The 18,652-nt window shown below is 73.3% G+C and carries 16 protein-coding genes; 10 read left to right on the top strand and 6 right to left on the bottom strand.

The window, feature by feature from the left end; all coding sequences use genetic code 11:
• Positions 1–133: 133 nt before the first annotated feature.
• Complete coding sequence (locus ACFIF2_RS21475; RefSeq protein ID WP_395574811.1) at positions 134–1,441, bottom strand: S1 family peptidase; 1,308 nt, start codon at positions 1,439–1,441, stop codon at positions 134–136.
• Positions 1,442–2,023: 582 nt separating this feature from the next.
• On the opposite strand from ACFIF2_RS21475, the gene ACFIF2_RS21470 reads away from it, so the two are divergent.
• The 9 genes from ACFIF2_RS21470 to ACFIF2_RS21430 all read left to right on the top strand — a co-directional run bounded on the left by ACFIF2_RS21470 (position 2,024) and on the right by ACFIF2_RS21430 (position 11,567).
• On the top strand, positions 2,024–2,239 hold the full coding sequence (locus tag ACFIF2_RS21470) for a type A2 lantipeptide (protein WP_395574810.1): 216 nt from the start codon (positions 2,024–2,026) through the stop codon (positions 2,237–2,239).
• Positions 2,240–2,359: 120 nt separating this feature from the next.
• Positions 2,360–3,166: an HlyD family efflux transporter periplasmic adaptor subunit gene (locus ACFIF2_RS21465; RefSeq protein ID WP_395574809.1), complete on the top strand. Its 807-nt coding sequence runs from the start codon at positions 2,360–2,362 to the stop codon at positions 3,164–3,166.
• Positions 3,163–5,385, top strand: coding sequence for an NHLP family bacteriocin export ABC transporter peptidase/permease/ATPase subunit (locus tag ACFIF2_RS21460; protein ID WP_395574808.1), 2,223 nt, complete (start codon positions 3,163–3,165; stop codon positions 5,383–5,385). Before ACFIF2_RS21465 ends, ACFIF2_RS21460 begins: the two co-directional genes overlap by 4 nt.
• 1 nt (position 5,386) lies before the next feature.
• A complete protein-coding gene (locus ACFIF2_RS21455) occupies positions 5,387–8,209 on the top strand; it encodes an NHLP bacteriocin export ABC transporter permease/ATPase subunit (protein WP_395574807.1) in 2,823 nt (940 codons plus the stop codon).
• A gap of 81 nt (positions 8,210–8,290) precedes the next feature.
• Positions 8,291–9,304, top strand: a complete 1,014-nt coding sequence (locus tag ACFIF2_RS21450; protein ID WP_395574806.1) for a Ppx/GppA family phosphatase — start codon at positions 8,291–8,293, stop codon at positions 9,302–9,304.
• A gap of 64 nt (positions 9,305–9,368) precedes the next feature.
• Positions 9,369–9,548: a hypothetical protein gene (locus ACFIF2_RS21445; RefSeq protein ID WP_395574805.1), complete on the top strand. Its 180-nt coding sequence runs from the start codon at positions 9,369–9,371 to the stop codon at positions 9,546–9,548.
• Positions 9,549–9,604: 56 nt separating this feature from the next.
• Positions 9,605–10,657, top strand: coding sequence for an iron-containing redox enzyme family protein (locus tag ACFIF2_RS21440; RefSeq protein ID WP_395574804.1), 1,053 nt, complete (start codon positions 9,605–9,607; stop codon positions 10,655–10,657).
• A 30-nt stretch (positions 10,658–10,687) separates the two neighbouring features.
• A complete protein-coding gene (locus tag ACFIF2_RS21435; protein ID WP_395574803.1) occupies positions 10,688–11,332 on the top strand; it encodes a HemK2/MTQ2 family protein methyltransferase in 645 nt (214 codons plus the stop codon).
• Positions 11,313–11,567 carry a CDGSH iron-sulfur domain-containing protein gene (locus tag ACFIF2_RS21430; RefSeq protein WP_395574802.1) on the top strand — a complete coding sequence of 85 codons (255 nt, stop codon included), beginning with the start codon at positions 11,313–11,315 and terminating at the stop codon, positions 11,565–11,567. The genes ACFIF2_RS21435 and ACFIF2_RS21430 overlap by 20 nt, the downstream gene beginning before the upstream one ends.
• 188 nt (positions 11,568–11,755) lie before the next feature.
• Here the strand turns inward: ACFIF2_RS21430 and ACFIF2_RS21425 are convergent, their stop codons facing one another.
• Entirely contained in the window at positions 11,756–12,190 is a 435-nt protein-coding gene (locus ACFIF2_RS21425) for a protease inhibitor (RefSeq protein ID WP_395574801.1), read from the bottom strand.
• A gap of 358 nt (positions 12,191–12,548) precedes the next feature.
• Between ACFIF2_RS21425 and ACFIF2_RS21420 the strand changes: the two genes are divergently transcribed.
• Positions 12,549–13,733, top strand: coding sequence for a lactate 2-monooxygenase (locus tag ACFIF2_RS21420; protein WP_395574800.1), 1,185 nt, complete (start codon positions 12,549–12,551; stop codon positions 13,731–13,733).
• A 41-nt stretch (positions 13,734–13,774) separates the two neighbouring features.
• On the opposite strand, the gene ACFIF2_RS21415 is transcribed toward ACFIF2_RS21420, so the two are convergent.
• From ACFIF2_RS21415 to ACFIF2_RS21400, 4 genes are all read right to left on the bottom strand, one after another.
• Positions 13,775–15,382, bottom strand: coding sequence for an RICIN domain-containing protein (locus ACFIF2_RS21415; RefSeq protein WP_395574799.1), 1,608 nt, complete (start codon positions 15,380–15,382; stop codon positions 13,775–13,777).
• A gap of 298 nt (positions 15,383–15,680) precedes the next feature.
• Positions 15,681–16,058: a toxin Doc gene (locus tag ACFIF2_RS21410; protein ID WP_395574798.1), complete on the bottom strand. Its 378-nt coding sequence runs from the start codon at positions 16,056–16,058 to the stop codon at positions 15,681–15,683.
• 3 nt (positions 16,059–16,061) lie between these two features.
• Positions 16,062–16,310, bottom strand: coding sequence for a hypothetical protein (locus ACFIF2_RS21405; RefSeq protein WP_030975726.1), 249 nt, complete (start codon positions 16,308–16,310; stop codon positions 16,062–16,064).
• Between the two features lie 98 nt (positions 16,311–16,408).
• A complete protein-coding gene (locus ACFIF2_RS21400) occupies positions 16,409–18,652 on the bottom strand; it encodes a glycoside hydrolase family 9 protein (protein WP_395574797.1) in 2,244 nt (747 codons plus the stop codon).

The raw sequence follows: 18,652 nt of genomic DNA, 5'->3' as shown, positions 1-18,652 counted from the left end.
CGGTGCCGTGGCGGACCGCGCCGTGCGGCCCTCCGGCCCTCTCCCCCGCCGGAGGGCCGGACCGCCGACGCCGGCCGGCCCCGTGGGACCGGCCGACGGGCCGCGGGGCGGCGCCGCGCGTACGGGGTCCGGATCAGCCCGTCAGCCCGGAGCCGTCACCGCTGCCGACGCCCGCGCCGTCACCCACGTCCCCGGCACCCGCGTCATCACCCGCGTCCCCGGCCCCCGCGCCGTCACCGGCATCACCGACGTCCCCCGCGCCCGAGTCGTCCCCGGCACCTGCACCCGCGCCGGCACCGGCACCCGCACCCCCGCCGTCACCGTCTCCCAACGTGGCGCCCACGGCCTCCAGCGCGGTGGTGACCGGCTGGAAGAAGGTCTCGCCGCCGGCCGTGCAGTCGCCGCTGCCGCCGGAGGTCAGCCCTATCGCGAGGCCGTCCTGGGTGAACAAAGAGCCTCCGCTGTCACCCGGTTCGGCGCACACGTCGGTCTGGATGAGACCGGTGACCGTCCCCTCGGGGTAGTTGACGGTGGCGTCCAGGCCGAGGACCTGGCCGTCCGCCAGTCCGGTCGTGCTGCCCATCCGGAAGACCTGCTGACCGACCGTCGCCTCGGCGGCCCGGGAGATCGCGAGCGTCTGGTCCCCGAGGTTCACCTCGCTCGGCGCCTCGGTCGCCGGGTCGTCGTACCGGACGAGCGCGAAGTCGCCCTCGCCGGGGAAGACCGCCTGGTCGACGGTGGCGATCGGCTGCCCGCCCTGCGCGTCGGACCACTGGGCGTCCGCGACCCCGCAGTGACCGGCCGTCAGGAAGGCGGGCGAGCCGTCGCCCGCGGTGACGTTGAAGCCGAGGGAGCAGCGCGCGCCGCCGCCGAAGATGGCGTCGCCGCCCGACACGAACGTCTTGAAGGTGCCCGGGGACTTCCTGACGGTCGCCATGCCGGAGCCGAGGCGCTCGACGGTGGACTCCAGCCGGTCCCAGTCGGCGCCGGTGACGGTGCGGTCGGCGGTCACCAGGATCTTGTTGGTGCGCGGGTCGATCGCCCACGAGGTGCCGGGGATGGTCGCCTCGGACTTCAGAGTGCCCGCGCCGGCCCGCAGCTCGCTCATGCTGTTGTCGACCTCGCGAACCTCCGCGCCCGCCTTCTTCGCCCGCACGACGACCTGGTTGTCGTCCCCGGCCACGACGTTGACGACGAGCTGCCGCTCTCCGGCGTCGTAGTAGGAGCCGGCGAAGGCGTCGCCGAGCTGTCCGGCGAGCCGCGAGGCGAGATCCGACGCGTCCGCCGCCTTGAGGGTCCTCGGCGCCGCGGCGGCGTCGTCCGGGGCCCCGCCGTCCTGGGAGGCGTTGGCGTTGGGCAGCAGGACGGCGGCCGCGCCGAGCGCCACCACACCGCCTGCCGCCATCGCGGCCCTGCGCTTCGGGATTCGCTTGTGACTCAACCTTCTCGACCTCCTGGGACGGGTCCGTGCCGCCGGTCCGGCAGCTGTCGGGGGGCACCTGGACGGCTGTTGGTACGCACAGGCCGGACGGACCGTTCAATGTCCTCCGACCCACCCCTTCCGATCGACACCCTCCGCATTCGGTCGGCGACGTTCTGTTCCGATCACGGAGCGGAATGCGGGCTTCAGCGAATCTGCACATCGAATGCTCAACCCGGTCACCCCGGTTGGCGGATCTGCACAATCCCGCGCCCCCTCGCACGCCTTTGGGGCGGGAGTGCCGGAATCACCCGGGTGGGAGCAAGGGGCGGCGCGAGACGATGTGGGGCCCCATGTGAAGAAGTCGCCGCGAAGACGTGCGCTCCCGTGCACGCTTGGGTGCGCGGACGTCGCAACTGCCCTGGTGGGGGGTGGTGATTGATTGGAAGCGCGCACCGGCCGCGTGCTTTGATCCATCGCACCGCGGCGGTCGCGGAGGGCTCCGGAAAGGGGCCGCCCGGCACCCGCGGTCGCGGCCGTCATCTGTCCCCAGAGGGGGCCGCTCCCCCCTTGTGAAATGGCTATACGAAGGGAAGTTCCATCATGAACTCCACCCCCCAGGTTGAGACCGTCGAGATCTCCGACGCCGACCTCGACAACGTCTCCGGCGGTCTGTCCGTGAACGCCGTCGGCACCGTCACCGGCCTGGTGGACGGCATCGCCCCGGTCTCCGGCCTGGTCAACACCGCCATCGGCACCGTCGAGGGCGTCACCGGCCTGAACACGGCCCCGGTCACCAACCTGGTCGCCGGTCTCTGATCGCGCCCCCATGCCGCTGAGTCCCGGAGCCCTCCAGGCTCCGGGACTTTTCGGCCGTTCTTCTCAAGCCCCGCGCCACGCCGCGCGGGCTTCTCCGGGAAACTCTGGGATACGTCCGACGTGCAGTTCCGCCAACAGGCCCTCACCAAACTCCAGTCGCCGGAGGAACTCGACCTCCCGGTGCGCTTCGCCCGCCCGCAGGGCTGGCTGGTGCTGTCCGTGACCGTGGTCGCGATGGCCGCCGCCTCCGTGTGGGCGGTGAGCGGATCGGTGACCTCCACGGTCGGCGCGCCCGCCGTTCTCACCCACGGGCAGGGCAGCTACCTCCTGCAGAGCCCCGTCTCCGGCCAGGTCACCGCGGTCCTCGCGCGCCAGGGTGAGCGGCTACCCGCCGACTCCCCCGTACTGAAGGTGCGCACGAACGAGGGCGAGAGCGTGGTCCGCACGGTCGACGCCGGCCGGGTCAGCGCACTCGCGGCGACCGTCGGGCAGATCATCCAGACCGGCGCCAACGTCGCCTCCGTCGAGAAGGTCGCCCACGCCGGCGACCCGCTCTACGCCACGGTCTACGTCCCCGCCGAGAAGGCCGCCGCCATCCCCGCGCACGCCTCGGTCGACCTGACCGTCCAGTCGGTGCCGACCCAGCAGTACGGCGTCCTGCGCGGCACGGTGAAGTCGGTGGACCGCTCGGCGCAGTCGGCGCAGACCATCTCCGCGTTCCTCGGCGACAGCCAGCTCGGCGAGCAGTTCACCAAGGAGGGCAGGCCGGTCGCCGTGACGGTGCGCCTGGACACCTCGAAGTCGACCGAGAGCGGCTACGCCTGGTCGTCCGCGGACGGACCGCCCTTCGAGCTGACCTCCATGACCATGGCCGAGGGTTCCATCCGGCTGGCCGACCAGCGTCCCGTCGATTGGCTGCTGCCGTGAGTACCGCACAGGAGACCCGGGGCAGACGCCGCGCCGCCCCGCCCGAGCGCCGCGTGCCCAAGAGCCGCGCCAAGACGGTCCGCACACCGACCGTGCTGCAGATGGAGGCCGTGGAGTGCGGCGCCGCGTCCCTCGCGATGGTGCTCGGCCACTACGGCCGGCACGTCCCGCTGGAGGAGCTGCGCATCGCCTGCGGCGTCTCCCGCGACGGCTCACGCGCCAGCAACCTGCTGAAGGCGGCCCGCGGCTACGGCTTCACCGCCAAGGGCATGCAGATGGACCTGGCCGCCCTCGCCGAGGTGACGGCACCGGCCATCCTCTTCTGGGAGTTCAACCACTACGTCGTCTACGACGGCATGGGGCGCCGCTTCGGTCGGCGCGGGGTGTTCGTCAACGACCCCGGCAAGGGCCGCCGTTTCGTGTCCCTGGAGGACTTCGACGGGTCGTTCACCGGGGTCGTCCTGACCATGGAGCCCGGCGAGGACTTCACCCGGGGCGGCCGCAGGCCCGGTGTGCTGGGCGCGATGCCGGCCCGGCTGCGCGGCACCGCGGGCACCCTGCCCGCCGCCGTGCTGGCGAGCCTGCTGCTGGTGGCGGTGGGCGCGGCGGTGCCCGCGCTCAGCCGTACCTACATCGACACGTTCCTGATCGGGGGGCAGACCTCGCTGCTCGGCGTGCTGTTCGCGTCGATGGCGGCCTGCGTGCTGCTGACGGTGGTGCTGACCTGGCTCCAGCAGGCCAACCTGCTGCACGGCCGCATCATCTCCTCCACCCTCTCCAGCGCCCGTTTCCTGCGCCACCTGCTGCGGCTGCCGGTGACCTTCTTCTCCCAGCGCAGTCCGGCCGACCTGGTGCAACGCCTCCAGTCCAACGACGCCGTCGCCGAGACCCTGGCCCGCGACCTCGCCGCGGCGGGCGTCGACGCGATCGTCGTCGTCCTGTACGCGGTGCTGCTGTACACGTACGACCCGCAGCTCACCTTCGTCGGCATCGGCGTGGCGCTGCTCAACATCCTCGCCATGCGGATCGTCATCAAGCTGCGGGCCACCCGTACGGCGAAACTGCGGGCGGACACGGCGCGGCTGACCAACACCGCGTACACCGGCCTCCAGCTGATCGAGACGATGAAGGCGACCGGCGGTGAGGACGGCTACTTCCGCAAGTGGGCGGGGCAGCACGCCACCACGCTGGAGGAGCAGCAGCGGCTCGGGGTGCCGAGCGCCTGGCTGGGGGTGGTCGCGCCGACGCTGGCGACGCTCAACAGCGGGCTGATCCTGTGGATCGGCGGCATGCGGGCGGTCGAGGGCCACATCTCGGTCGGTCTGCTGGTCGCGTTCCAGGCGCTGGTGGTGCGCTTCACGGCCCCGCTGACCCGGCTCAACGGCGTCGCGGGCCGCATCCAGGACTTCGCGGCCGACGTGGCCCGGCTGAAGGACGTGGAGAACTTCCGGACCGACCCGCTCCACGACCGTCCCGGCGGGATCGACTCCACCCGCCGGCTGCGCGGTCACGTCGAGCTGCAGAACGTCTCGTTCGGCTACAACCCGCTCGACAAGCCCCTGCTCACCGGCTTCGACCTGACCGTCGGGCCGGGTCAGCAGGTGGCGCTGGTCGGCGGCTCGGGCAGCGGCAAGTCCACGGTGTCCCGGCTGATCTCGGGGCTGTACGCCCCCTGGGACGGCGTGATCCGCATCGACGGCCGGCGGCTGGAGGACATCCCGCGCGGGGCGCTGGCGTCGTCCGTCTCCTTCGTCGACCAGGACGTGTTCCTCTTCGAGGGCTCCGTGCGCGACAACGTGGCGCTGTGGGACCCGTCGGTCCCCGACGACGCGGTGGTGGAGGCGCTCAGGGACGCCGCCCTGGAGGACGTGGTGATGCGCCGCCCGGGCGGCATCCACAGCCGGGTCGAGCAGGACGGACGGAACTTCTCCGGCGGGCAGCGCCAGCGCCTGGAGATCGCCCGGGCCCTGGTCCGCCGGCCGAGCATCCTCGTCCTCGACGAGGTGACCAGCGCCCTGGACGCGGAGACGGAACTGGTGGTCATGGACAACCTGCGCCGGCGCGGCTGCGCCTGCGTGGTGATCGCGCACCGGCTCAGCACCGTGCGGGACAGCGACGAGATCGTCGTGCTCCAGCACGGCACGGTGGTGGAGCGCGGACGGCACGAGGCGCTGGTCGCGCACGGCGGCGCGTACGCGGCGCTGGTCAGGGAGCGGTGAGATGACCTCCGTGCACGAAGGCCAGGGCGACCTCGTCCTCGGGGCGCTCGGCTCGCTGGGCACCCGCGTCGACTGCGCCGGCTTCACCCGCCTGGACCTGGAGGGTCCCCAGGTCCTGTGGCTGGTGGCGTCCGGCGCGGCCGACCTGTTCGCCGTCGACGCCGGGGAACAGGGGCACTGGCACCACCTGGGCCGGCTGGAGGCGGGCTCGGTGCTGCTCGGGCCGGTCGCCGGTCCCCAGCACACGCTGGTCGCGCGTCCGCTGCGGGACTGCGTGGTCCACCGCATCGCCCTGCGCGAGCTGTACCAGCCGGCGAGCACCCAGACCTGGTCGTACGACGAGTACGGCAACGCCCGGTACGTGCCGCCGACGACGAGTCCGCTGGAGTACGCCCTCGCCCTCGGCGTGGGCCGCAGCCTCAGCGTCCTGTTCCAGGCGCCGATGGCGAACGAGGGGGCCGCGGCGCCCACCGACGACGACGTGTTCTGGATGCAGGTCCCGCCGGGCAGCGTGCAGTACGGGGCGGTGTACGGCGACGAGGCCGCCGCCGACCTGCTCATGGACCCCGCGCTGTGGCAGAGCATGGTCGACCAGCAGTACCGGCTGCTGACCACCCTGGACCGCTGGATCGAGCAGCTGGAGCGCACCCACGAGACGCGGACGGCGGCCGGCATCAGGGCCGGTGAGGCGGTGCGCGCCCGGGCCGACCGGACGCTGCTCGCCTCCATCGGCAGGCGGTCGGACCGGCGCACCACGGCCGCCGACGCCGACGCCACGTACGCGGCGTGCGCACTGGTCGCCCGCGCCGCCGGGATCACGCTCGCCGAGCCCGCCCGGGGCGGCGCGGAGGGCGACCGGACCGACCCCGTGGAGCGGGTGGCCGTCGCCTCGCGCGTGCGGACCCGGACCGTACGGCTGGAAGGCCGCTGGTGGCGGGACGACATAGGACCGCTGGTCGGTCACCGGGCCCTGTCGGGGGCGCCGGTGGCACTGCTGTGGCAGCGCGGCGGTTATGTGGCCGTCCACCCGGCCACCGGCCGTCGGACGCCGGTCGAGAAGGCGAACGCCGAGGAGTTCGAGCCGCGTGCGGTGATGTTCTACCGGCCGCTGCCCGAACGGCGGCTCAGCCCGCTGCGGCTGCTGCGCTTCTGCCTCCAGGGCACCCGCGGCGACCTGACCGCTCTGCTGCTCGCCGGGCTGGTGACGGTGGCGCTCGGCGCGCTGGTGCCGGTCGCGACCGGCAAGGTGCTCGGCGAGTTCGTGCCGAAGGCCCAGACCGGGCTGATCGTGCAGGTGTGTCTCGCGGTGATGCTGAGCAGTGTCGTGGCGGCGGCCTTCATGCTGATGCAGAACCTCACCATCCTGCGGCTGGAGGGACGGATCGAGGCGACGCTCCAGCCGGCCGTGTGGGACAGGCTGCTGCGGCTGCCGACGACGTTCTTCACCGAGCGGTCCACTGGCGAGCTGGCGAGCGCCGCGATGGGCATCAGCGCGATCCGCAGACTGCTGGCGGGGGTGGGCCCGACGGTGGCCCAGTCGGTGACGGTCGGGGTGATGAACCTGGGTCTGCTGCTCTGGTACAGCGTGCCGATGGCACTCGCCGCGATCGGCATGCTGGTGGTCGTCGCCGCCGTGTTCCTGGCGCTGGGCCTGTGGCAGGTGCGCTGGCAGCGGCGGCTGGTCAAGCTCACCAACCAGCTCAACAACCAGGCGTTCCAGACCCTGCGCGGGCTGCCCAAGCTGCGGGTCGCGGCGGCGGAGAACTACGCGTACGCGGCATGGGCGGAGCGGTTCGCGCACAGCCGTGAGCTGCAGCAGCGGGCGGGGCGCGTCAAGAACCTGAACGCGGTGCTCGCGGCGGTGTACCTGCCGCTGTGCACCCTCCTGATGTTCATGCTGCTGGCGGGCCCGGCGCGCGGTTCGATGTCGGCGTCCGACTTCCTCACCTTCAACGCGTCGGTGACGATGCTGCTGACCTCGGTGGCCCAGCTGACCGGCGCGTTCGTGTCGGCGGTGGCCGCGCTGCCGCTCTTCGAGGAGATCCGGCCGGTCCTGGACGCCACGCCCGAGGTGCGTGCGTCGAGCACCCGGCCGGGGCCGCTGTCCGGCGCGATCGAGGCGCGGCGGCTGTCGTTCCGGTACACCGACGACGGTCCGCTGGTCCTGGACGACGTGTCCTTCGAGGTCCGGCCGGGCGAGTTCGTGGCGATCGTCGGTCCCAGCGGCTGCGGCAAGTCGACGCTGCTGAGGCTGCTGATCGGCTTCGACCGGCCGCTGTCGGGCAGTGTCCTGTACGACGGCCAGGACCTGTCCGCCCTCGACCCGTCGGCGGTGCGCCGGCAGTGCGGGGTGGTGCTCCAGCACGCGCAGCCCTTCACCGGTTCGATCCTGGACGTCATCTGCGGCACCGAGCCGTACACGCCCGAGGAGGCGATGGCGGCGGCCCGGATGGCGGGCCTCGCGGAGGACATCGAGCGGATGCCGATGGGCCTGCACACGATCGTCTCGGGCAGCGGGGCGGTCTCCGGGGGCCAGCGGCAGCGGCTGATGATCGCGCAGGCGCTGATCCGTCGGCCGCGTCTCCTCTTCTTCGACGAGGCGACCAGCGCGCTGGACAACGAGACGCAGCGCACGGTGATCGAGTCCACCAAGGCGCTCGACGCCACCCGGATCGTCATCGCCCACCGGCTGTCCACGGTGCTGGACGCCGACCGCGTGATCGTGATGGAGGACGGCAAGGTGGCCCAGCAGGGCCCGCCGGCCCAGCTCCTCGCGGACACGGGCGGTCGGCTGTACGAGCTGGTGCGGCGACAGCTGGCCTGACGTGCCGGGCGGAGCGTCCGGTTTCCGGCCGTACCGCCCCGGGACCGTTGGGCGGGCGCCGAAATGGGTACCTGGGCCTTCATGCGTATCAGCGTGGTGGATGTGGGCTCGAAGACGGTCCGGCTGATGGTGGCGGACGCGGAGGGCGGCGTACCGCTGCCGGTCCACACCGCCAAGTGGCGGCTGCGGCTGTCGGAGCAGGTCGAGCCCGGCGGTCCGATCCCCGGGGAGGCGGTGGAGCGGCTCGCGGAGGCGGTCGCCGACGCCGGCCGGACGGCGGCCCGCTGGGGTGCGGCCGACCCGCTGGCCTTCGCGACCGCCGTGGTGCGTGCCGCGCCCAACCGCGGGGAGGTGCTGCGCACCGTCCGCGACCGTACGGGTATCGCCCTGTGCACCCTGCCGGGCGAGGTGGAGGCGGAGCTGACCTTCCTGGGCGCCCGGCGCTGGATGGGCTGGCGGGCGGGGCCGCTGGCGCTGCTCGACATCGGCGGCGGCTCGCTGGAGGTAGCCTTCGGCCGCGGCCGGCTGCCCGACTTCGTGGCCTCGCTGCCGCTGGGGGCGGCGCGGCTGACCCACGAGTTCCTCGCGGGCGGCGAGGACGCTCCGGAGCCGGAGCAGGTCCGGGCGCTGCGCCGCAAGGTCCGCCATCAGCTGCGGGACGTGGCGGCGCGGATCCGCTGGGAGGGGCCGCGCACTGCGGTGGCCACCTCGCGGACCTTCCAGCAGCTCGGGCGGCTGTGCGGGGCCTCACCGGGCCGGCACGGGCCGTTCGTGGAGCGCCGGATGCTCTGCTCGGACCTAGGTGAGGCGGCCGGCCGGCTGGCCGCCCTGTCCGCCGCCGAGCGGGCCCGGCTGCCCGGCATCTCCGCGCCACGGGCGGCGCAGAGTCTGGCCGGGGCGGTGGTCGGGCACACCGCGATGAAGCTGACGGGACTGGAGTCGGTCACCCTCTGCCCCTGGGCCATCCGCGAGGGGATCCTGCTGCGTCACATCGAGGACGGCCCCTCCTGGTGGGCGGAGGTCGTCCGCCGCAACGACGAGGCCCCTGCGGCGCCCGCCCCGGTGCCGCTGCGCATCGCCACCACGTCCGGCTGAGCGGGTCCACGGGCCCGCCGGACGGGAAACGTACGAACGCAAGAAGCAAGGAACGGGAGATCACATGTCCGAGAACGACCACCGCACCCCTCAGGAGCCCGAGACGGCCATCGAGGAGGTCCTGCGCGAGATCGAGGAGGCGCGGCCCCGCGACGCCGAGGCCGACGACGCCCCGCGCCGGGGCGAGGCGGGTGACGCCACCTCGCCCAACACCGGGGCCCAGAAGGACGCCGAGGGAGAGTGACCCGCGCCGCCGCGCGGAACGGGGTGCCGCGGCGGTCGCCGGGTACTCGCGAGGTCATGGACACCGAGTACGACACCCCTCCCACCGACCGCGAAGGACCGCGGCCGCCGACGGCCCGGGGCCCGCTCTCCGAGGCCGTCGGCGGCTATCTGCTCGGGACGGGCCCGCTGCCCGCCCCGGAGACCGTCGCCGCCGCGTCGCCGTACGGTGACGACCTCCAGCTCGCCCTGTACCAGTGCTACGAACTGCACTACCGGGGCTTCGCCGGGGTGTCCCCGGCCCTGGAGTGGGACCCCGGCCTGCTGGGCACGCGGGCCGCCATGGAGGACCGCTTCCTGTCCGCCCTGCGGGCCGACACCCCGGTCCACGACAGCGTGGCGGACGCGGTCGGGGCGCTGCTCGTCGAGCCCGTCGACGGAAAGGGCGTGAGTCACTTCCTGCGGGACGAGGGCGAGCTGTGGCACCTGCGCGAGTACGCGGCCCAGCGCTCCCTGTACCACCTGAAGGAGGCCGACCCGCACGCCTGGGTGCTGCCCCGGCTGTGGGGGCGCGCCAAGGCGGCGATGGCGGCGGTGGAGTTCGACGAGTACGGCGGCGGCCGTGCCGAGCGGGTGCACGCCCGCCTGTTCGCCGACCTGATGGCGGACCTGGGCCTGGACACGGCGTACGGGCGTCATCTCGACGCGGCGTCCGCGGAGTGCCTGGTCACGGTGAACATGATGTCCCTGTTCGGCCTGCACCGGGAACTGCGCGGGGCGCTGGTGGGTCATTTCGCGGCGGTGGAGATCACCTCGTCCCCCGGTTCGCGGCGGCTCGCCGAGGCGATGCGCCGCGCCGGTGCCGGGCCGGCCGCCGAGCACTTCTACGACGAGCACGTCGAGGCCGACGCGGTGCACGAGCAGATCGTGCGGCACGAGGTGATCGACGGGCTGCTGGAGCAGGAACCGCACCTCGCGGCGGACGTCGCCTTCGGCATCGACGCCACGGAGTTCGTGGAGGGCCGCTTCGGCGCCCAATTGCTCGCCGACTGGCGGGCGGGGCGGTCGTCCCTGCGTACCCCGCTGTCCCGCCCGTCCCGCGAGTCTCCCGAAATCTCCCATATTCCGTGAACGCCGGGGTACGTGGGTTCCGTGAATTTCATGGTGCTACCGGGCGTCTACGCCCCCCAGGAGGACACCGCTCTGCTGGCCGGGGCCCTGTCCGACGAGGCGCTGCCGCCGGGCGCCGCCGTACTCGACGTGGGAACCGGCACGGGCGCCCTGGCCCTGACCGCGGCGCGGCGCGGCGCGCTGGTGACCGCGGTCGACGTGTCGTGGCGGGCGGTGTACGCGGCGCGCCTGAACGCCGCCCGGGCCGGGCTGCGGATCCGTGTCCGGCACGGGAACCTCTTCACCCCCGTACGCGGTGAGTCGTTCGACCTGGTGCTGGCCAACCCGCCGTACGTGCCCGCCCCGGGCGGCGGGCGCCGGCCGCGCGGTGCCGCTCGGGCCTGGGACGCGGGCCACGACGGGCGGCTGGTCCTGGACCGGATCTGCCGGGAGGTTCCGGCGCTGCTGCGGCCCGGCGGGGTGCTGCTGCTGGTGCAGTCCGCGCTCAGCGATCCCGGGCTGACCGTCGGACAGCTGCGTGAGTCCGGTCTGAAGGCGGCGGTCACCCGGCGGCAGCGGATCGCGTTCGGTCCCGTGGTGCGCGGCCGGGAACCCTGGCTGCGCAGGCGCGGCCTGCTGTCCGGGACCGACAACGAGGAAGAGCTGGTGGTCGTCCGTGCCGAACTCCCCGTCTGATCCCCCGCGCCCGTCCGACGCCGGCGACCGGCGCCGGGTCAGGATGCAGCGGCGGGGGCCGCTGCTGGTCGAGGGCCCGGTGGAGGTGGAGCTGGAGGACGGGACGACGGTCTCGTCCGACCGCTTCCGGGTCGCCCTGTGCACCTGCCGCCGCAGCCGGCGCTACCCCTGGTGCGACACCAGTCACCGCGCCAGGTCGTCCGCGGCGGGCGACGGGCCGACGGCGAAGGGCTGACGCCCCGGACGGGCCGGACGGGCCGGACGACGCGGACCGGACGACGCGGACCGGACGACGGGGAGGACGGCGGACGGCCCCACTCCGCCCGCCGCCCCCGGTGCGGGACCGCGCGTCCCGTACGGCGACGCTCGCACTCCCCAGTGGCGAGCCGCCGGTCATGCCGCACGGGTCACGGGTCCCGGTCCTCAGAAGGTGAAGACGCTCGCGCTGCCCGCGTTCTTCACGCACTCGTTGGCGAAGGTGCGTTCGTAGGAGAGGTGCCGGCCCTGCCAGACCCCGGCGACGGTGACGACGACGGGGGCGTACTCCCGGGTGCACAGCACACCGGGGTCGGCGGACAGGGCGCCGGGGTCGCCGCCCGCGCCGCGCAGTTCGGCGCAGGCGGACGCGGCCGCGGGGTGCGTCCCCGAGGGCGTCGGGGCGCAGGTCAGGGTGACCGCGCGTATCGGTGCGGCGGTGGCAGCGCTCTCTCCGTACCCCACGGTCAGCACGAGGGCCGAGGGGGCGTAGAGCGACGCAGGGGCGGTGGCCGGGGAGGCGAGGGAGGCCCCGGCGAGGGGCCCGCAGACGGCGGTGGCCGTCAGGCCCAGAGTCGCTGCCCAGCGCGCGGTGTTCCGCATTGTGTGCATCCTTCCGCTCGTTTCGAGGAGGGTGCCGTTCCGGCTCGGTGTGCCGGAACGGCGAGCGCGACTATGCCGAGTCCGTCGCCGAAACTCATCTCGACCCCATGGGTTTCGGTAACCTTGCGTATTGAATCAGTGGCGCGAAGTCACAGACCTCGAACGTTTCAAGTCCCATTCCCGGCGGTTCTTGATCGGTCGTTGCGGCGCGAACTGGCCGGATGGCGTGATCCGCACCTTCGCCGATAGGCCGGAAACACTCCGGAAACACGCCCGTTCCCTCTGCCCCAGGGCGCCGACATACTCGCGGGTACGGTGCTCGCGGCGCGAGCAGGACGACGAGAGGCGGGACCTGGGCATGGCCAAGCACTGGGCGGACTTCCAGTACGAGATCTACCTGAACGGGATGACGGGTGCCGTACCCCGCCTGCCCACGGACCTGACCCGGCTCGAGGAACTCACCGAGCGGCGCCTGGGCCCCGGCCCCGTCGGGTACGTGGCCGGCGGCGCGGGTGACGGCAGCACCGCCCGCGCCAACCGGGCCGCCCTGGACCGGCGCCGCATCGTCCCGCGCATGCTGCGCGACGTGCACGAGCGGGACCTCTCGGTCGAGGTCCTGGGCCGCCGCCTGCCCGCGCCGGTGGCGCTGGCCCCGGTGGGGGTCCTGTCGATCATGCACCCGGACGCGGAGCCGGCCGCCGCCCGGGCCGCCGCCGCGCAGGGCGTGCCGTACGTCCTCTCGTCGGCCTCCAGCACGCCCCTGGAGCAGGTGGCCGAGGCGATGGGCGACGCCGAGCGCTGGTTCCAGCTGTACTGGCCCAAGGACCGCGAGGTGGCGCGCAGCTTCCTGCGACGGGCGGGGGCGGCCGGGTACACCGCGCTGTTCGTCACGCTGGACACGCCGCTGCTGTCCTGGCGCCCGCGCGATCTCGACCAGGCGTACCTGCCGTTCCTGCGCGGGGTGGGCACCGCCAACTACTTCTCCGACCCGGCGTTCCGGGCGGGGCTGGCGAAGCCGGTCCACGAGGACCCGGACGCGGCGGTGATGCACTTCGTGGGCATGTTCTCCGATCCTGCCAAGTCCTGGCCGGATCTGGCCTTCCTGCGGGAGAACTGGGACGGTCCGATCGTCCTCAAGGGCATCCTGCACCCGGACGACGCCCGGCTCGCCGCCGACGCCGGGATGGACGGCGTCGTGGTCTCCAACCACGGCGGGCGGCAGGTGGCCGGTTCCGTCGCCGCGGCCGACGCGCTGCCGCGCGTGGTGGAGGCGGTCGGCGACCGGCTCACCGTGCTGTTCGACAGCGGCGTGCGCACCGGCGACGACGTCTTCAAGGCGCTCGCGCTCGGCGCCCGGGCGGTGCTGCTCGGCCGCCCCTACGTCTACGGCCTGGGCCTCGACGGGCAGGCGGGCGTCGAACACGTCATCCGCTGCCTGCTCGCCGAGCTGGACCTGACGCTGGCCCTGTCGGGACACGCCTCGCCGCTCACGCCGGGACCCGCGGACCTCGTCGAGGACCCCGTGCGACCGACCGGGCCATGACCGTCGGGCCATGACCGTCGGGCCGTGCTCGCGCGGACGGGTCAGCCGCCCGGGAGCTCCGCCTTCCGGACGTCCGGGGCGCCGGTACCGGAGACGGACAGGGAGCCGTCCGCCGTCGGTACCGGATCGGTCCGCCAGCGCTGGCCCTCGGAGTCGTCACGCACCTTCACCACGATGTCGGCGTCCGTGGTGACGGTGGTGGCGGCGACGGCGAGCTGGTCCTGCCAGCGCGGCACCAGCTCCCCCTGCCCGCTCAGGTCGTAGCGCACGTCGTCGCCCCGCCCGGTGCCCGCGTCGGCGCAGGTGCCGAGGATGACGACCCCGGCGTCCGCCCGCGAGTCCAGGCACAGTCCCGGGTCGGCGACGCTGCGCAGCAGCCCGTCGTCCTCGTGGGTCCACTGCTGGGTCCACGCCTCGGAGCACGCCGCCAGCCGGGTGCCCGCTCCGGCCTTCGGCTCGCCCCGCACGTCGAGGCAGAGGTCCGCGGCGACGTTGCGCAGACGCGTCCGGTCGGCCGCCGCGGGTGCGCCGGCCGCGTCGGACGGTCGCGGCCGGCTGGTCCCGGACGCCGCGCCGTCGCCGCCGACGGCGCTCGTGGAGGCGGTGGGATCGGCGCCGCCGCCGCCGTACGACCAGACGCTCACCACGAGCACGACGGCCAGCACGCCGACGGAGGCGGCGCCGAACTGTCTCAGCGCCGCCCGGCCGGAACGCGGCCGGCCCGGGATCCGGCGCGCGGGCACGGGGATCCGCGCCAGCAGTCCCGGGCGCCCGCCGCGGTGCCGGGCGGCCCCCTTGGCGAGCGCGCCGGGCGCCGCCCGCCCCGGACGGGAGTCGAGGTAGCGCCGGGCGCCCCAGCCGAGCACCGCCTCGGCGATCAGCGTCCCCAGCCCCCGCTCGAAGTGCCCGAGCTGCTCGGCCGCGTGCCGGCAGTGCCGGCAGTCCGCCAGATGCCTGCGGACGTCGGGCAGCAGGGCGCCGCCCCGGCGGATCGGGACGTCCAGCAGACGGCTGTGGAAGCGGCAGTCCTGACTGGGCGCGAGTTGCCGGTGGGCGTCCAGACACGCCTCGCGGAATTTCTCCCGTGCCTGCGCGCACGTGACCGACGCGGTGTCGGTATCCATCCCGAGGAGACCGGCCGGGACGCTTATCGGTTCACCTTCGACCTCCGTGTGCCACAGCAAACAACGGGCCGGTCCGGGAAGGGAGGCGAATGCCCGCGCGGCCAGCGTGCGGTTTTCCGGAGTCAGTGACTTCGCCGCCCGCATACCACGCCCGCCGGCGGGTTTGAGCAGGTCCGGGAGAACTCCGGATATCGCGTCGTCGCCGGACCACTGCCGGACCGTGTCCCGGACGGCCACCAGCAGGCGCGGACGCAGGGCGGTGGCCGCGTCCCCCTGGGCGAGCCGGTCCAGGACCCGGTGCCACGCCGCGGCGGTGACCATGGCCGCAGCCTGCCCCGACGCGGCGAGGCAGAGGGTCGCGTAGTCGTGGGCGGGCCGCCAGTGGCGCGCCATCAGCAGCGCGGCGGCCTGGGCCGCCACGCTCTCCGGACTGTCCCTCAACCGCGCGGCGAGCAGCTCGTCGGACTCCCCGGGAACCCCGCCGGAGGGCGGGTACGCGGGTCGAGGGGGGTGGGGGGTGGGCACTGAGACGGTTCCTTCCCACGCGCAGCTGACTCAGAAGTCCTGGTCGCCGAAAAGGGAACCCCGATTGGTGTATACCTTTTGGGCGCGGTGTGGGGAGCGCGAATTCGCCACGGCGAAATTCGGACCTGGTTCATCAAGACGCGCGCGAGACCCGGCCTTTACCCCCCGCACGGGTGCTTCACTCTCGCACAAGCAGCTCATGGTCAACAAGGCGACCGGACAACCTCGGCCGCCTTTGAAGAAAGGTCAGATTCCGCTACAACTCTCGCGGACGGCACCGGCTTTCGGTATTCGGCGTTCAGATCTGCCAGGAACGCAGCCGGTCGGCCGCGCCGTAGACGTCGGCCTTGCCGGACATGAGGTCGCGCGCGAGGTCGACCAGGGCTCCGTAGGGCGGGTCGATGCCGACGTCGCTGGCGTACATGTAGGCCACGGCCGTCGCGCAGGCGAAGCGGGCGTTGGCCGAGGGCAGCGGCTTGAGCACGGCGAGGGTGTGCAGCAGGGCGGCGGCCCGCCAGGCCGGGTCGGAGTCGACGCCGAGGCGGGGCGGGTCGACCCGGTGCCGGGCGACGGCGGCGACCAGGGCGGAGAAGTCGTTGATCGTGGGCTGCTCCGGCAGTACTTCCTCATGACGCTGGAGCAGCCAGGGCACGTCGATGTGCAGGACCGGTGCCATGGGTCAGGCGGCCCGCCCCTCGCCCCTGACGGGCGGTGGTTCGTCGTCGGGGAAGGCGGCGGCGAACTCGTCGGCGTGGGCCGAGAAGAACCGGCGGAAGGCCTCCGCCCCCTCCTGCAGCGCCCGGTGCCGGGCTATGTCGGCGGCGGCGGCCTCCCGCACGAGCGCCTTCATCGACGTACCGCGTTCCTTGGCGATCTGCCGCAGGTCCTCGAGCTCGCGGTCGCTGAACTCCACGTTCAGAGCTGGCATGCCTCCCACGGTACCGCGCGGGTACTGACCAGTAAATAGCACCAGGTCAGAGCGGTGATCCGGCGGTACCGCGGGAGGCGAGCGGGGTGGTGGCGCGGTCAGCTCTGGTCCGCCACGAAGGAGGCCATCCGGGCCAGTGCGGCGTTCCAGTTGATGGTGTGCTCGTTGGTCGACCAGGACTGGATGTCGTCGATGAAGCAGAACTGGGCGACGCAGCCCTGGAGCTTGCTCTGCGCGTAGGGGTCCTGGATGTTCGAGTTGGGTCCGCCGGACAGGGTGCCGTCCGGCGGGGCGGGCAGCGCCGGGTCGAGCTGCTTGGCGTACCAGCGGCTGTGCTGGTTGTGCGCGTTGACCTCGCCGTAGCCGGTGACGTACGACATGTTCAGCGCGTTGCGGCCCAGGATGTAGTCCATGCTCTGGAGCGCGCCGTCACGGTACTTGGCGCCGCCGGTGATGTCGTAGGCGGTGGCGAGGACGACCGCGTTGTTGAGGATCTGGTGGCTGGAGCCCCAGTCGTACACGTTGTCCTCGGGGGCGTAGGGCATGCCGTAGGGGTGCGCCTTCAGGGTGGCGAGGTAGGTGTCGGCGCCCTGGACGACGGAGCGGCGGACCTGGTCCCGGCCGGGGAGCCGGTTGGGCACGGTCGCCAGGTCCAGCCGGGCCGCCGCCGCGGTGCGCGCCCAGTCGAAGCCGAGCGGGCCGAAGATGTCGGCGGTGTGGACCGGGGAGTTCAGCACGAAGTCCTTGAAGTCCCGCTCCCCCGTGGTCAGGTACAGCTCGGCCGCCGCCCAGTAGAACTCGTCGGCGACATCGCTGTCGGGGTAGGCGCCACCGCCGATTCCGTCGGTCTCGTCGGCGAGCACGTCCGGGTGGGCCCGGGCGGCCGCCCAGGCCGTGCGGGCCGCGTCGAGCGCCTTGTCGGCGAACTGCCGGTCGTAGGGGCGGTAGAGGCGGGCCGCCTGCGCCGCCGTGGCCGCCAGGTTGAGGGTCGCCGCGGTGGTCGGCGGGTGCAGCTCGCGCTTCTGCGGGTCGTCGCTGGGCAGCAGCGGCAGACCGGTCCACGCCTCGTCGTGGATCTTGTGGTGGGCCATGCCGGCCAGCGGCTTACCCTGAGGCACCTGCATCTTCAGCAGGAAGTCCAGCTCCCAGCGGACCTCGTCGAGGATGTCCGGCACCTTGTTGCCGCTCTCTGGGATGGCGAGGGTGCCGTCGCCGAGCTTGGACGGCTCGCCCGTACGGGCGTGCAGCGAGCGCTCGTAGGTGCTGAGCAGCTCCCACGTGGAGATGCCGCCGTTGACGACGTACTTGCCGTGGTCGCCCGCGTCGTACCAGCCGCCGGAGACGTCGAGGGTGTAGTCGCAGACACCGGGCTGGCACGGCACCTCGGTGTCGCCCCGGTTGGGCGCCACACCCACGTGTCCGGCGGAGCGGGCGTAGCCCGGGCGCAGGTCCCCGCTGATGGGGGTGCCGCTGCGCTGCGTGTAGTAGTACTTCGCGGAGTCGGTGCGCAGCCGCTCGTAGGCGGCGGTGCCCAGGTCGAAGGGACGGCTGGTCTCCCCGTCGGCGACCAGGGTGTAGCCCTCGCCGCGCGCCTTGAAGCGGCCGAAGTCGATCGAGTGGACGTTCTGCCCGGAGGAGGCGTCCACGCCGCGCGGCACGCTCCAGCCGTCGGCGACGGTCCGGCCGCCCGCGTCCTTGAGCTGCCAGCGCAGGCGCGAGGTCGCGTCGGTGACGAGGGTGGCGTTCTTGGGACCGGACGGCAGGTAGCCGACCTGGTTCACCCGCACCCGCGGCCCCGTGTCCGGCACGTACGGCTCGGGCTCCACCCCGCCCAGCAGGGACACGTCGTCCACGCAGAAGCGCCATGCCTCCGGCGTGCCGCCGAGCTGGAAGCCGACCTGCCCCTGGGTCGTGTCGACGGGCGAGGTGAAGGTGTACGAGTAGGTGTTGCCGGACACGCTGAGCTGCGGGCTCACCTCGTAGTAGGTGTCGTACGGGGACACCGACAGGCCCACGATCGCCCGGACCACGTGGTCGGCGGGTGTGCCGGTCGCGCTGAAGGAGAACCGGTACGTCTCCCCCGCCGCCAGGGTGACGTCGTTCTGGCCGACGGCCGCGTCCCAGCGGTTGGCGGTGCCGCCGGGCGCGTCGGCGCACAGCCGGCCGTCGGACACGCCGGCGGTGACGTTGCCGCTGGCCCACCAGGACTCGAGGCCGTTGTCGAAGGTGCCGTTCCTGACCTGCTCGGTCTCCTCGGCCCCGGCGGGTGCCGCGGGCAGCGCGGTGACGGCCGCCGCCAGCAGGGCCGTCAGGGAGACGAGCGCGGTTCTGCGTCTGTTCAC

The sequence above is a fragment of the Streptomyces sp. BK79 genome, assembly GCF_044142145.1.
Taxonomy (GTDB): domain Bacteria; phylum Actinomycetota; class Actinomycetes; order Streptomycetales; family Streptomycetaceae; genus Streptomyces.
Note: the sequence above shows the minus strand (reverse complement) of the source record. Positions and strands in the feature narration are given on the sequence as shown.